This window comes from Vibrio sp. ArtGut-C1 (assembly GCF_002105475.1).
Lineage (GTDB): Bacteria > Pseudomonadota > Gammaproteobacteria > Enterobacterales > Vibrionaceae > Vibrio > Vibrio diabolicus.
The window spans coordinates 23,082-38,407 of the sequence record NZ_NCTH01000010.1 but is presented as its reverse complement, the minus strand read 5'-3'; the positions used below and the strand labels follow the sequence as shown (position 1 = coordinate 38,407).

Annotated in this window: 12 protein-coding genes; 6 read left to right on the top strand and 6 right to left on the bottom strand. The window is 44.9% G+C overall.

Features of this window, described 5'->3' with window-relative positions; translation table 11 throughout:
* The first annotated feature begins 12 nt into the window (after positions 1-12).
* Both B7360_RS10895 and nspC read left to right on the top strand, forming a co-directional pair.
* Complete coding sequence (locus B7360_RS10895; RefSeq protein WP_012841628.1) at positions 13-1,257, top strand: carboxynorspermidine synthase; 1,245 nt, start codon at positions 13-15, stop codon at positions 1,255-1,257.
* A 103-nt stretch (positions 1,258-1,360) separates the two neighbouring features.
* Positions 1,361-2,494, top strand: a complete 1,134-nt coding sequence (gene nspC, locus B7360_RS10890) for a carboxynorspermidine decarboxylase (RefSeq protein ID WP_005394797.1) — start codon at positions 1,361-1,363, stop codon at positions 2,492-2,494.
* Positions 2,495-2,572: 78 nt separating this feature from the next.
* Here nspC and B7360_RS10885 read toward each other — a convergent pair whose 3' ends face one another.
* Entirely contained in the window at positions 2,573-3,085 is a 513-nt protein-coding gene (locus B7360_RS10885; RefSeq protein ID WP_085343493.1) for a glycine cleavage system protein R, read from the bottom strand.
* 226 nt (positions 3,086-3,311) lie between these two features.
* Positions 3,312-4,214, bottom strand: a complete 903-nt coding sequence (locus B7360_RS10880) for a DUF3943 domain-containing protein (protein WP_085343547.1) — start codon at positions 4,212-4,214, stop codon at positions 3,312-3,314.
* A gap of 193 nt (positions 4,215-4,407) precedes the next feature.
* On the opposite strand from B7360_RS10880, the gene B7360_RS10875 reads away from it, so the two are divergent.
* On the top strand, positions 4,408-5,640 hold the full coding sequence (locus B7360_RS10875; RefSeq protein WP_053808905.1) for a CinA family nicotinamide mononucleotide deamidase-related protein: 1,233 nt from the start codon (positions 4,408-4,410) through the stop codon (positions 5,638-5,640).
* A gap of 95 nt (positions 5,641-5,735) precedes the next feature.
* Here the strand turns inward: B7360_RS10875 and yfaE are convergent, their stop codons facing one another.
* The 4 genes from yfaE to ubiG form a co-directional block, all read right to left on the bottom strand.
* Positions 5,736-6,017 (bottom strand): class I ribonucleotide reductase maintenance protein YfaE, encoded by a 282-nt coding sequence (gene yfaE / locus B7360_RS10870; RefSeq protein WP_005376817.1) that lies wholly within the window; start codon positions 6,015-6,017, stop codon positions 5,736-5,738.
* A complete protein-coding gene (nrdB, locus tag B7360_RS10865; protein ID WP_005376818.1) occupies positions 6,017-7,150 on the bottom strand; it encodes a class Ia ribonucleoside-diphosphate reductase subunit beta in 1,134 nt (377 codons plus the stop codon). Before nrdB ends, yfaE begins: the two co-directional genes overlap by 1 nt.
* Before the next feature lie 81 nt (positions 7,151-7,231).
* Positions 7,232-9,514, bottom strand: a complete 2,283-nt coding sequence (gene nrdA, locus B7360_RS10860) for a class 1a ribonucleoside-diphosphate reductase subunit alpha (protein WP_005394788.1) — start codon at positions 9,512-9,514, stop codon at positions 7,232-7,234.
* A 501-nt stretch (positions 9,515-10,015) separates the two neighbouring features.
* Positions 10,016-10,723, bottom strand: coding sequence for a bifunctional 2-polyprenyl-6-hydroxyphenol methylase/3-demethylubiquinol 3-O-methyltransferase UbiG (gene ubiG / locus B7360_RS10855; protein WP_031780424.1), 708 nt, complete (start codon positions 10,721-10,723; stop codon positions 10,016-10,018).
* 480 nt (positions 10,724-11,203) lie between these two features.
* Here ubiG and gyrA point away from each other — a divergent pair, with 480 nt between their 5' ends.
* From gyrA to B7360_RS10840, 3 genes are all read left to right on the top strand, one after another.
* The gene (gene gyrA, locus B7360_RS10850) at positions 11,204-13,924 is read left to right on the top strand and encodes a DNA topoisomerase (ATP-hydrolyzing) subunit A (protein WP_085343492.1); all 2,721 of its coding nucleotides are present in this window, start codon (positions 11,204-11,206) and stop codon (positions 13,922-13,924) included.
* 123 nt (positions 13,925-14,047) lie between these two features.
* Entirely contained in the window at positions 14,048-14,671 is a 624-nt protein-coding gene (locus B7360_RS10845; RefSeq protein ID WP_085343491.1) for a hypothetical protein, read from the top strand.
* A 41-nt stretch (positions 14,672-14,712) separates the two neighbouring features.
* Positions 14,713-15,267, top strand: a complete 555-nt coding sequence (locus B7360_RS10840; protein ID WP_085343490.1) for a hypothetical protein — start codon at positions 14,713-14,715, stop codon at positions 15,265-15,267.
* The last annotated feature ends 59 nt before the right edge of the window (positions 15,268-15,326 follow it).

Genomic DNA, 15,326 nt, shown 5'->3' with positions numbered 1-15,326 from the left:
TAACGGAAAACTATGGCAATTCTACAGATTGGTGCAGGCGGCGTTGGCTGGGTAGTTGCACATAAAGCAGCACAAAACAACGACGTTCTGGGTGATATCACAATCGCATCACGTACCGTAGGTAAGTGTGAGAAAATCATCGAATCGATTCAGAAGAAAAACAATCTGAAAGATTCAACTAAGAAACTAGAAGCTCGTGCGGTAAACGCGGACGACGTAGATTCTTTAGTTGCTTTAATTAAAGAAGTGCAGCCTGACTTAGTGATCAACGCGGGTCCTCCTTGGGTGAACATGTCTATTATGGAAGCATGTTACCAAGCTAAAGTGTCATACCTTGATACATCTGTTGCGGTTGATTTGTGCTCTGAAGGCCAACAAGTACCTCAAGCTTACGATTGGCAGTGGGGCTACCGTGAGAAGTTTGAAGAGGCGGGTATCACAGGTATTCTTGGTGCCGGTTTCGATCCGGGCGTAGTATCGGTGTTTGCTGCATACGCGGTGAAACATCTGTTCGATGAAATCGATACTATCGACGTAATGGATGTAAACGCAGGTGACCACGGTAAGAAGTTCGCAACTAACTTTGACCCAGAAACGAACATGCTTGAGATTCAAGGTGATTCCTTCTACTGGGAAAACGGCGAGTGGAAACAAGTACCTTGTCACTCACGTATGCTTGAGTTTGAATTCCCGAACTGTGGTTCACATAAAGTGTACTCAATGGCGCACGACGAAGTTCGATCTATGCAAGAGTTCATCCCGGCGAAACGCATTGAGTTTTGGATGGGGTTCGGTGACCGTTACCTGAACTATTTCAACGTAATGCGCGATATTGGTCTACTCAGCCCAGACCCACTGACGCTGCACGACGGCACGGTAGTCCAACCTCTACACGTATTGAAAGCGCTACTGCCGGACCCAACATCTCTCGCACCAGGCTACACTGGCCTAACGTGTATCGGTACTTGGGTTCAAGGTAAGAAAGATGGTAAAGAGCGCAGTGTATTTATTTACAACAACGCTGATCACGAAGTCGCATACGAAGATGTTGAACACCAAGCTATCTCATACACCACTGGCGTACCTGCGATCACTGCTGCTTTGCAGTTCTTCCGTGGCAAATGGGCAGACAAAGGCGTGTTCAACATGGAGCAGCTAGATCCTGACCCATTCCTAGAAACCATGCCATCTATTGGTCTAGATTGGCATGTTCAAGAACTGGAGCCAGGACAACCTGTTATCCATAAATTGAAGTAAGAATCTAGCGACTCTTATTTGTACGTTTAAGCCGATGCACTTGTGTCGGCTTTGTTCGATTTTATAGTGCCTTTGCTAAGGCGAAGGGACGTAAGGTATCAAAATGCAACAAAACGAACTAAAAACGCCATACTTCATGATCAATGAAGACAAGCTGATTGAGAACCTAGAGAAAGCAAAACAGCTAAAAGACATCTCTGGTGTGAAGCTTGTATTAGCACTGAAGTGCTTCTCAACATGGGGTGTATTCGACATCATCAAGCCTTACCTAGACGGAACAACCAGCTCTGGCCCGTTTGAAGTGAAGCTTGGCTACGAAACGTTCGGTGGTGAGACACACGCATACAGTGTGGGTTACAGCGAAGATGACGTTCGCGACGTGGCGGACATCTGTGACAAGATGATCTTTAACTCTCAGTCACAGCTAGCGGCTTATCGTCATATTGTCGAAGGTAAAGCATCGATTGGCTTGCGACTAAACCCAGGTGTGAGCTACGCAGGGCAAGACTTAGCAAACCCAGCTCGTCAATTCTCTCGTCTTGGTGTTCAGGCTGATCACATCAAACCGGAAATTTTTGATGGTATTGATGGCGTAATGTTCCACATGAACTGTGAGAACAAAGACGTGGATGCGTTTATCGGCTTACTCGATGCTATTTCAGAGCAGTTTGGCGAGTACCTAGATAAGCTGGACTGGGTAAGCATGGGTGGCGGCGTTTTCTTCACATGGCCGGGGTACGACATCGAGAAGTTGGGTTTAGCGCTTAAAGCATTCTCAGAGAAACACGGCGTACAAATGTATCTAGAGCCGGGTGAAGCGATCATCACTAAGACAACCGATCTTGTTGTAACAGTGGTTGATATTGTGGAGAACGTGAAGAAGACGGCGATTGTCGATTCAGCAACAGAAGCTCACCGTTTGGATACGCTTATCTACAACGAGCCAGCGTCCATTCTTGAAGCATCTGAAAACGGTGAACATGAATACGTGATTGGATCGTGCTCTTGTTTAGCTGGTGACCAGTTTTGCGTGGCGAACTTCGAACAGCCTCTCGAGATCGGACAGCGTCTGCACATTCTAGATAGTGCAGGTTACACCATGGTGAAACTGAACTGGTTTAACGGTCTACGTATGCCTTCGGTTTACTGTGAACGCTCGAATGGTGACATTCAAAAACTGAATGAATTTGACTACTCTGATTTCAAACGTTCACTATCTCAGTGGTCGGTGAAATAAAACGTATTGAGTATTAGAACGACAAAGAGCAGCTGAATTGCTGCTCTTTTTTATTGGGGAAGCGTTAAAGGTATGCAGTTAGCTTTCTACAATTACACGAGTGTCTTCACTCAGAGATTCTAACTCATTAGCCACGTCCTCTATCTCTAGCTCGCTAGGCAATTTAATCGCCATTTTTGCGCTGAATAAGCTGGAGCTTACCCCACCGCCGCCTGCAATGAATACGCGTTGGCAATCCATATCTAGAATTGAAATGCCTTGATTATCGAGAACGTGAGTAATTTCATTCACAATACCTGCTCTATCGTTGGCATCTAAGCGAAGCTGAAAGATAGCGTCTTCACGATGCGAGTGAGGATCCGAGTCAACGAACCTAACCACAAGAGTTTGACATGAAGAGAACGCCTCTTTAACGATGTCGGCATTTTCTCTTGGAAGCTCTACTTTGATGACACCTGCAACTTGATCTTCGATAAAGTTTACTTTGCTTATCAGCCATTTACCGCCATTTTCATGAGTAATTGCTGCGAGTTCTTTGATAGTTGCGGGTGACGCTTGTCCGACAAAATTAACAATAAATACGGTGTTCATAATGTCCCCTCCTGGAATAAGGTTTGGACGCAGTACGAATAAACGTGCTACTTAAGTTATTGGAATAAATCCTTTTATTTAGTGTAGGTGCTAGGAGAGGGTTATGTTTGATGAAAGTCAATTTTTGACACGAATTCGTGAAGCAAATAATTAAAACGATGTTTAGGGCACAAAAAAGCAGCCATCATAAGGCTGCTTTTCTACCGAGTATCAACTCAAGTCAAGGCTAAAATGTTACTTTTAGTTCGACACCGTAAAATTGGCTATCGTAGTTGGCACCTGCGTCCATTGCGAATTTTGCGACGTCTTGATTACCAAACCAAGGTGATGAATTAAATTGTAGTTCTGCACTACCGCCCCACGCATCGGTTACCCAATAATGGATATGCCCAACAGGGTTTAGGAAGAAGAGTGATACATCACCGACGGTTTCAGAGCCCATGACTTCGCCGCCGTTTGCTACAATATCTTGCTCAGCAGTGAGCATCATTTCGCCAACCACAGCACCAAAGAATGGTGTGATAAAAATATCCTGCCAAGATGGCACTTCTGCAAATGCCTCTACTCCGTACTCCCAAAAGAATGTTGACATGGTTGCGGAGTACAAGAATGACTGAAACTCGTTATAGCCAGCGTGGCGTGCGGCTGTGTAGTAAACGCCGCCAAAATAAGGGTGCATGATGTAGTTGAGGACATGTTCATCACGATCCCAAACAGGCCCATCAGAGACATTATCTTTCCATTTTTGACCCAGCTTACTCATGTCTCGGTCTTCTTCGTCCCACTTAGTGATACTTTCTGGAAGGAAAGTCATCATACCAACGGTTGCGATACTCAGGCCAAGAATGGTGTAGGTTTGACCCATGAGGTAATCCCAGTCTTTATCTTGAGGGATTATGAGATGTTTAGGCTGAAGCCCTGCATCAAGATTTAATGAATCATCATTATTCTGCTCATACATAACACCGCGATTTTGAGACTCGAAGGTGTACAGAGTCGTCGTTTCGCAGTAACCTGACAAGCAATCAGGTGTGTAAGAAAACTCCGTATGACTGGTCATATCGTACTGACTTGCGTGCGCAAGCGCTGACGAAGTCAAGCAAAGGCCAGTTAGAGTTTTCTTGAACATGGATGATTTTGACACAAAGGTCTCCGAGTTGATGGTGTGATGATCGGGCTCGCAATTATCCCTCAAAACATCAACCATTTAAATACTTGATCCTTATTTAGTCCCAATATATCTCGTCGAGATTCGTCCAAATAAAAAGAAAAATAAGCACTATAACGAATAATAGGATTGTGCTTATGTTCAGGAGTCAGTTGTGAAAATAGCAATGCTTAGTACCGGTGAGGAAGTGCTCCACGGTGATATTGTTGATACTAATGCGGCATGGTTATCTAGCCTGTTTTATCAACATGGATTTGGCTTAACAAAGCGCTCAACGGTTGGTGATAGCCTGTCGAGCTTGGTTGAAGAGTTTTTAATGTTGAGCTTCAACAATGACGTGGTGATCGTGAATGGTGGTTTAGGGCCAACGACCGATGATATGAGTGCGGCCGCCGCAGCGAGAGCTGCTGAGTGTAAACTCGTGCTTTTCAAAGAGTGGTTGCAGCATCTAGAAAGTTTGTATGCTCGACGTGGCATCCCAATGCCAGACAGTAACTTAAAACAAGCCATGCTACCAGAAACGGCTGAGATTCTGGATAACCCGATAGGCACGGCCTGTGGTTTCAAGATGCTGATTAATGATGCCATTTTTTATTTTACGCCGGGTGTGCCAAGTGAATTTAAGCTTATGGCAGAGACGCAAATTTTGCCTGATCTGAGAAGAGCTTTTCCAGAGGTGCAAGGTTCATGTTGTAGTCGAATCTATACGTTTGGCCTTTCCGAATCCGGCATCTCGGACAAGCTTGATCAGCTAAAACTTCCTCAAGGGTATGAGCTTGGTTATCGCTCTTACTTACCTTTTATTGAAGTGAAACTCTTTGGCCCTTCTGACCAGCTTGAACAGCGTTTGAAGTTGGTACAGATGATCAATAAGCATCTTGAAAGCAATACCGTTAGTATTGATTTACCTATGGTTGAAAATGTCGGCCAGCTGTTGGTGGATAAAGAGTTAACCGTGTCGGTTTCCGAAAAAAGCAGTGGTGGATACTTAACTTATTGGTTAAATAGTGATGAAAACGCTGAAAGGCAACTTGGACATGGTTGGGTACTACCAAGCCAGACTCAAGCGATGAGCAACAGCGGAGACCCATTAGCAGAAACGTTTGCTCTGGCAGGAGCGACGCGAGAGAAGTGTGGGACGGATTTATCACTCGTCACTGGCGATATTGAAGAGGGTGTTTTTTCCGTCGCTTTATCGACACCGTCAGGCGAGTGGGGAGCGTTATATAAACTCTCGAAAAAGTATCCGCGCAACGATCAAGTTAAAGTGATCAGCACGGCAGCACTAGACTTGTTGCGTCGTTACCTAGAACGTAAACCGATGTTTGCACATTATGCATTTTTAGAGAAAGTTAAAGAGATGCATCTCCCAGGTAGTGCTTTATAACCAGAGACCTATAACAGCCTGAGAGATAAAACACGTAGATACAAAAAAGCCAAGGTAATCACCTTGGCTTTTGCGTTTTATACCGTCGAGTCACGTTATGCGCGCTGCTTTTCTTTCATCGCGTAGTTAACGCCACTGAGTGACAAATCCGATTTTGCTTTACAGATACAAGGTAATATCTCATCACTTTGCGTGTAAGCCATGGCAAAACCAACATACTCCACTTCACCAGATTCCAACTTGCAGCGACAAGCGCCACAGTGCCCATCACGACAGTTGTATTCTGGTAATAAGCCAGCTTGCTCCATTGTTTCCAAAATTGTATTGGAAGGGTTGGATTCAATACTGATGAGTTTGTTGATTTTGAGTGTTGCCATTACAGCTCGAATCCTTCGAAGTCGTCTGCGCGAACTTCATTGTCAATTTGACCCACAAGGTAAGAAGAAATTTCCGCTTCTTGAGGTGCAACTTGAACGTTATCTGAAGACAACCAAGCGTTAATCCATGGGATTGGGTTGGTTGTTGCCTCTGGATAAGCTGCAGGTAGACCTACTGCTTGCATACGGATGTTGGTGATGTATTCAACATATTGGCTTAGGATGTCTTTGTTTAGACCGATCATAGAGCCATCTTTGAATAGATACTCTGCCCACTCTTTTTCTTGCTCAGCCGCTTCTTTGAATAGGTCAAAACAGTCTTGTTTTGCTTCTTCTGCGATTTGCATGAAAGTGAAATCATCCTGACCGTTACGTAGCAAGTTGATCATGTGTTGCGTACCGTTCAGGTGAAGCGCTTCATCGCGTGCAATCAGTTTGATGATTTTCGCGTTACCTTCCATTAGTTCGCGTTCTGCGAAAGCGAAAGAACATGCGAAACTTACGTAAAAACGAATCGCTTCTAGAGCGTTCACAGACATCAGACAGATGTACAGTTTCTTCTTAAGGTCGTACAGACTAACCTTAACTGTTTCACCGTTAAGGACATGCTCACCTTCACCGTAGCGATGGTAATCATTCGTCGCTTGAATCAAATCGTCGTAGTAGTGCGCGATGTCTTTTGCACGCTTCAGGATGTGCTCGTTCTCAACGATATCATCAAATACCACAGCAGGGTCGTTCACGATGTTACGAATAATGTGCGTGTAAGAACGAGAGTGAATCGTTTCAGAGAAAGACCAAGTCTCAATCCAAGTCTCTAATTCCGGCAGAGACACAAGCGGCAGCAGTGCCACGTTAGGGCTACGACCTTGGATAGAGTCTAGAAGCGTTTGGTACTTCAAGTTAGAGATGAAGATGTGCTTCTCGTGATCTGGCAGTTTGTTGTAATCGATACGGTCGCTAGATACGTCTACTTCTTCTGGACGCCAGAAGAAAGAAAGTTGTTTCTCGATAAGCTTTTCGAAAATCTCAAACTTTTGTTGGTCGTAGCGTGCAACGTTTACTGATTGACCTAGGAACATTGGTTCCTTCAATTGGTCATTCTTTTTTTGGTTAAAAGTACTGTAAGCCATAATGCCTCAATTCCTTTTAAACCTCCCCATAAGGGGAGGTTATCGATAGTCTGTCTTTACGGAGTGTTAGGTGCGGGTAGATTAAATCTTACAACCGCCGCCAGCACAATCGTCATCTTGTGGTTGAACAGCGTCTTTCTGTTCATCTTTTGCGCCATCACGAGTGTTATGGTAGTAAAGCGTTTTCACACCAAACTTGTACGCTGTTAGCAGGTCTTGAAGTAGTTTCTTCATTGGTACCTTGCCAGTCTCGTAACGTGACGGGTCGTAGTTAGTATTAGCAGAGATAGCTTGGTCAACAAACTTCTGCATAATACCCACAAGATGTAGGTAACCGTCGTTCGAACCGATGTTCCAAAGCAGTTCATAGTTGTCTTTAAGTTCAGTGAACTCAGGTACAACTTGCTTCAGAATACCGTCTTTCGAAGCTTTTACTGAAACATAACCACGTGGTGGCTCAATACCGTTAGTTGCGTTTGAAATCTGAGAAGAGGTCTCAGAAGGCATTAGCGCAGTCAGTGTTGAGTTACGTAGGCCGTGCTCCATAATTTCTTTACGTAGGCTGTCCCAGTCGTAGTGCAGCGCTTCGTCACAAATTAGGTCGATATCTTTCTTGTACGTATCAATCGGCAGTAAGCCTTTCGCGTAGTTCGTTTCGTCGAATGAAGGGCACTTGCCTTGCTCTTTCGCCAGTTCTACCGATGCTTTTAGTAGGTAGTACTGCATTGCTTCGAACGTACGGTGAGTCAGGCCATTTGCGCTACCGTCAGAGTATTTCACGCCATGCTTCGCTAAGTAGTAAGCGAAGTTGATCACACCAACACCTAGCGTACGACGGTTCATCGTCGATTTGTATGCCGCTGGTAGAGGGTAATCTTGATAATCAAGCAGTGCATCTAGCGCACGAACAACAAGATCAGATAGCTCTTCGAAATCATCTAGAGACTTGATAGCACCAAGGTTGAAGGCAGAAAGCGTACATAGTGCGATCTCGCCCGAGTCATCTTCAACGTTAGTTAATGGCTTCGTTGGCAGTGCGATTTCTAGACATAGGTTCGATTGACGAACTGGCGCTACTTCAGAATCAAATGGGCTGTGAGTATTACAGTGGTCCACGTTCTGAATGTAGATACGACCTGTTGATGCACGCTCTTGCATTAGCAGAGTGAACATTTCAATCGCTTTAACCGTTTCTTTCTTGATTGAAGGATCGTTCTCGTACTTCACGTATAGACGCTCAAACTCTTCTTGGTTTTCGAAGAATGCGTCGTATAGACCTGGTACGTCTGAAGGTGAGAATAGTGTGATGTTGCCACCCTCAACCAAACGTTGGTACATCAGTTTGTTCAGTTGTACACCGTAGTCCATGTGACGAACACGGTTCTCTTCAACACCACGGTTGTTTTTAAGCACCATTAGAGAGCGAGCTTCGCCGTGCCACATTGGGTAGAATACAGTCGCTGCGCCACCACGAACACCACCTTGCGAACAACATTTGACTGCGGTTTGGAAGTATTTGTAGAACGGGATACAGCCAGTGTGGAACGCTTCACCACCGCGAATCTCTGAACCTAATGCACGGATACGACCAGCGTTGATACCAATACCAGCGCGCTGAGATACGTAACGAACAATCGAGCTTGCTGTTGCGTTGATAGAATCAAGACTGTCGCCACACTCGATCAGAACACATGAGCTGAACTGGCGAGTAGGGGTACGTACGCCAGACATAATTGGCGTAGGTAGAGAAATCTTAAATGTCGATGTCGCATCGTAGAAACGCTTGATGTAATCAAGACGCGTTGCTTTTGGATATTTCGCAAATAGGCACGCTGCTACAAGGATATATAAGAACTGAGCACTTTCGTAAATTTGGCCCGTTACACGGTTTTGTACGAAGTACTTGCCCTCTAGCTGCTTAACTGCCGCGTATGAGAAGTTTAGGTCGCGTTTATGGTCGATGTACGCATCAAGTTCGTCGAGTTCTGCTTTTGTGTAGTCTTCTAGAATATGTTGATCGTACTTACCCATATCGACGAGGCGAGACACGTGATCATAAAGCGTTGGTGGCTCGTATTGGCCATACGCTTTTTTACGCAGATGGAATACCGCTAGGCGAGCAGCTAGGTATTGGTAATCCGGAGTCTCTTCAGAGATCAGGTCTGCCGCAGACTTGATGATTGTCTCGTGAATATCTGTCGTTGTGATGCCGTCGTAAAACTGGATGTGAGCGCGAAGTTCTACTTGAGAAACCGAAACATTATCTAGACCTTCTGCAGCCCAAGTGATAACGCGGTGGATTTTATCCAGATCGATACTTTCTTTACGGCCATCACGCTTGGTGACGGTAAGTTGTTGGTTCATTCTGCTTTATTTCCCTAAGAAAACTGATAAAAGCCGTATTTTTGTTTGTTTATGTGCAATATGAGTAAAGCTTGCGGCGGCTTTGTGATCAAAGTCTATCTATATATTGTCGCTTAAACACAACATATAGGGGTTCATTTGTTTGCGGGTTACAAGATAGTGCTATTACACTGATTTATCAAGGTACAGATCGGGGATGACTTGTGGATAACTGACAAAATGAAAAAAATCAGTAAGTGAACACTAACCGATGAGAAAAGGGCAGACTTGAATGGTTAAAAGCACGGTTTTGAGATCGGTTTAGAAATAACCGCATGCAAAAATATTTTCCTTGATCTTTGGCCGTTTTTATCTACGAAAAATAGGTTGGTTAAAATGGAATCTAGAGCACGAATTTTAGGCATAAAAAGACAAAAAAAGCGGCAACTTTGTGCTACCGCTTTCGATACATTTTCTACAAAAAATGTCAATCACAAAACGCATTTTTTAACATAACGGCGTTCAGTATTTTTTAGTATGAACGATGTAGTTTACATCTACATTACGGCCGAGTTTGTAACTGTCATTAAGAGGGTTGTAATGCAGGCCTGTAATGCCCATTTCTGTTAGGTCTGTTTGGTCTATCATCTTCATCATTTCGGCAGGCTTGATAAACTTCTCGTGCTCGTGAGTCCCCTCAGGAACAATCTTAAGAAGTTTCTCTGCACCGACAATAGCAAACAAGTATGACTTGATGTTTCTGTTCAAGGTTGAGAAAAACACGTGACCACCAGGTTTTACTAGCGCAGCACAAGAGCGGATAACGGAGAGAGGATCTGGAACGTGTTCAAGCATCTCCATACAAGTCACGACATCGTAAGTCCCTGCGTTTTCTATAGCGTGGTCTTCTATTGTGCTCTGAATGTAGGTCAGTTGAGTACCTGTTTCTAATGCATGTAGTCGCGCGACTTCTAAAGGTTCTTTGCCCATATCAAGTCCAGTCACAATAGCGCCTTCTTTCGCCATGCTTTCAGCAAGAATGCCACCACCACAGCCGACATCAAGTGCGCGCTTGCCAAACAAGCCATTTGCTTTTTCAAGTACATAGTTCAAACGAAGGGGGTTAATTTGATGAAGTGGCTTAAACTCGCCTTCTAAATCCCACCATCGAGAAGCCATGTCCTCGAATTTCTTAATTTCACTTGGGTCGACGTTTTGTGCTTTAGTCATAATTGGTTTTATTGCATTCAATCTGAGTCCTTTAGAGGGCGTCAGTATACTCCAACGTTTTATAACCAAACAACCTCGATGTGCTTAGTGAAGGGACATGACAGAGTTCACTGGCGCGGCAACAACAGGTTTCTGTAACTTTGAAAACGCTTGCATTATTTTCGGTTCACCCTTGAACTAGTGCCAGTGACAATACTCTAAAACCTGCATTTTTGACGTTGTGTGGATATATTGGGATTAACGATTTCACCTCGGTTTTATACGTACAGAGTCCGATTTTGCTCAATGTTGACCGAAATATAACCACTAATCAGAAAGATATGGGATGAGTGTGCAAATTCTCGACATTTGATTCATAACCAAGCTCACAACCTGATAAAAGGAGAGGGAAAGTGATGCCGAAGTGATGAATTGTGTGTTATATTTTTGCACCTTACACGTATCGTAATTACGATCAGATAATAGAGGGATAATGGCTCTATGAGCGATTTAGCTAAAGAGATCACGCCCGTAAACATTGAAGATGAGCTTAGAGGTTCATATCTAGACTATGCGATGTCAGTCATCGTGGGTCGTGCTCTTCCAGATGTGCGTGATGGCCTAAAACCAGTACACCGCCGCGTTTTATTCGCGATGAACGTACTAGGCAACGATTGGAACAAACCATATAAAAAATCAGCCCGTGTTGTCGGCGACGTAATCGGTAAATATCACCCACACGGTGATAGTGCTGTGTACGACACAATCGTACGTATGGCTCAACCGTTCTCGCTTCGTTACATGCTGGTCGATGGTCAAGGTAACTTTGGCTCTATCGATGGCGACTCTGCTGCGGCAATGCGTTACACCGAAGTTCGAATGGCAAAAATTGCCCACGAACTATTGGCTGACCTAGACAAAGAGACCGTAGACTACGTACCAAACTACGACGGTACTGAGCAGATCCCAGCGGTTCTTCCAACTAAAATTCCAAACCTATTGGTTAACGGTGCTTCTGGTATCGCAGTAGGTATGGCAACCAACATCCCGCCTCATAACCTTGGCGAAGTGATCGATGGCTGTCTTGCATACATCAATAATGAAGAAATCACTATTGATGAACTAATGGATTACATTCCTGGTCCTGATTTCCCAACGGCGGCGCTGATCAGCGGTCGTAAAGGCATTGTAGACGCGTACAAAACAGGTCGCGGCAAAATCTACATGCGTTCGAAAGCGGACATCGAAGTGGAGAAGAATGGTAAAGAAACCATCATCGTCACTGAGATCCCATACCAGGTAAACAAAGCTCGCTTGATCGAAAAGATCGCTGAGCTAGTTAAAGATAAGAAAGTTGAAGGCATCAGTGCACTGCGCGACGAGTCAGATAAAGACGGTATGCGTATTGTTATTGAATGTAAGCGCGACGCTGTGGGCGAAGTGGTTCTAAACAACCTATACGCTCAGACTCAGTTGCAAACCACTTTCGGTATCAACATGGTGGCCCTAAACAATGGCCAACCACAGCTATTCAACCTGAAAGATATGTTGAAGTGCTTCGTTGATCACCGTCGTGAAGTTGTGACTCGTCGTACTATTTTCGAACTACGTAAAGCGCGTGAACGTGCCCACATCCTTGAAGGTTTAGCGCTAGCGCTTGCCAACATTGATGAAATCATTGAGCTTATCCGTAAGGCGCCAACACCGGCTGAAGCAAAAGCGGGTCTTATCGCTCGTGGTTGGGATTTAGGCAACGTTTCAGCAATGCTAGAGCGTGCTGGTACAGATGCAGCACGCCCTGAATGGCTAGAACCTCAATACGGCATTCGCGATGGTCAGTACTTCCTGACTGAGCAACAAGCACAAGCTATCCTAGATCTTCGTCTACACAAACTAACAGGTCTAGAACACGAGAAGATTCTTGGCGAATACAAAACACTTCTAGAAGAAATCGCTGAGCTCATGCATATCCTTGCAAGCACTGAGCGTTTGATGGAAGTGATCCGCGAAGAACTTGAAGCGGTTCGTGACGGCTTTGGTGATGCTCGTCGTACAGAAATCACAGCTGCGAGCCATGATATCGACATGGAAGAGCTGATCGCACGTGAAGACGTTGTGGTTACTCTATCGCACGGTGGTTACGTTAAGTACCAAGTACTGAGCGACTACGAGTCACAGCGCCGTGGTGGTAAAGGTAAGAGTGCGACCAAGATGAAAGATGAAGACCATATCGAGCGTCTTCTAGTGGCGAATACCCACGATAACATCTTGTGTTTCTCTACTCGCGGTAAAACATACCGTCTGAAAGTTTACCAATTGCCTCTAGCGAGCCGCACTGCTCGTGGTAAGCCAATTGTGAACATCCTTCCACTAGAAGAAGGTGAGCGTATTACCGCGATTCTGCGTGTTGATGAATTCTCTGAAGACAAATTCATCTTCATGGCAACAGGTGACGGTACGGTTAAGAAAACGCCGTTGAACCAGTTTGCAAATGTTCGTTCAAATGGTCTGATTGCGGTAAACCTACGTGAAGACGATTCGTTAATCGGTGTGGATATCACTAACGGCGAAAACGAAATCATGCTGTTCTCTAAAGCGGGTAAAGTGGTTCGCTTTAAAGAAGCAGAAGAAATTCCAGTACTTGACGAAAATGGTAAGCCAGTTCTTGATGAGAATGGTCAGCCAGAGATCAAGTTTAAAGGTGTTCGTCCTATGGGTCGTACCGCCTCTGGTGTTCGTGGTATGAAACTGGCTGAAAATGACCAAGTTGTATCACTTATCGTTCCTTCGCACGAAGGCGACATCCTAACAGTTACAGAAAACGGTTACGGTAAACGTACAGCGCTGAGTGAGTACCCGACAAAAGGTCGTGGCACTCAAGGTGTCGTTTCTATCAAAGTTTCTGAGCGAAACGGCCCGGTAGTTGGTGCTATCCAGGTTGTTGAAGGTGATGAAATGATGATGATCACCGACGCTGGTACACTAGTACGTACTCGTGTGGGTGAAGTTAGCCAGGTTGGTCGTAACACGCAAGGTGTAACGCTTATCCGTACTGCGGAAGACGAATCTGTTGTTGGTTTGCAACGTATTGAAGAAGTTGATGAAGAAGAGCTGCCTGCTGGTGAAGAAGCAGAAGCGTTAGAGTCAACAGACGAAAATACGCAGCAAGATACTCCAGAAGCGCCAGCCGCTGATGATGCAGAGGAAGGTAACGAAGAGTAATCTTTCGTCACTATTCTAATGTAAAAAGCCGAGCCTCAGTTGCTCGGCTTTTTTGTACCTCTATCAACGCAATACAAGCATTAAACCAGTACACTAATACTCAGTTTGTCTAGGGAGCGCGTTATGTCTGTTTGGTTTTTCATTGCCATCACTTTGATGGGATTATTCGTCGTCGTATTATCGCTCAGCGCTTCAAGAGTAAGAGCGGCACAATGGTTCGGTTTTTGTGCTTTGGTACTAGTGTTAACCAGCGCTAGCTTCTTATTGTTGCGTCAATCTCCTCCACAACCTATTCAAGCTGAAGTCTCTCGAATGATGACTGCTCGCGATATCATGCAGGAAATTCAAGACCAATTGCGTGAAGACCCAAACAATGCCGAATTGTGGTTTCAGCTAGGGCAGGGCTACCTGCTAGAGGGAGAATTGGATGGCGCACTGATTTGTTTTGATTACGCCATCCAACTAACTGAGCCAGTCGGTGCCACGCAACTTGCTGCGAAAGCGACGACCTTATACTACATTCACCAGCAATCAATGACGCAAGAAGTCAGTTTGCTTCTAGAACAAGCTTTGCAGATAGAACCGCACAATGAAGCGGCTTTGTCTTTGATCGCCAACGACCACTTTGTTTCATTCCGCTTTCAGGAAGCCATTGATACTTGGGTGCTATTGCTCGACTCGAACGATCCAAGCTTGGATCGAGTACAAATTATTAACTCGATCAATAAAGCGAAAGAGCTGTTGTAGGCGTAGAATCTAATAAGTAATAGAAGAAAGGTGGGGGACGAATGAAGAATAAAGCGTTCGGAATATTGGTGGTGCTGTGCGGCTCCGTGTTAGTGGGTTGTAGCTCTTCCGAACATTCTGGCACCTCATCTACGGTTTATTACTCTTCCGGTTATTACGACCCTTGGTGGTACGATCATGACGACTACTGGATTTATTACTATCCGGGTTGTTGCGACAACGACGATGAATACAAAGAGAAACTAGAAGAGTGGTGGAATGGCTTGGATGAAGAGCAACAGCAATCCATCAAAGACAAAGTCGAAGATTGGAAAGACGATGATATGTCCGCCAATATCGATAACATGAAGCGACAGCTTGACGATCATTGGCAATCGCTGCCTGACGAGCAAAAGCAGGAGATTCAAACCAAGTGGGAGAACCGCCCCGAGCGCATCGAGCCTACGGCTTTACAAGACAAAGCCGTGGCAGAAAAGCTTCAACAAAGAAAAGCATTGCCGGAAACGAAGATTCAGCGCCCAGTTACACGCCCAAATGTGCAGATGCCTAAAACACGTCCACATATTCAGCCTAGGCCGAGACTTCCTCGTCGCTAATCTGTTTTCCTCTGCCTTCTATCAAACAAAAAGGGCGCAACGTGCGCCCTTCGTTTTAT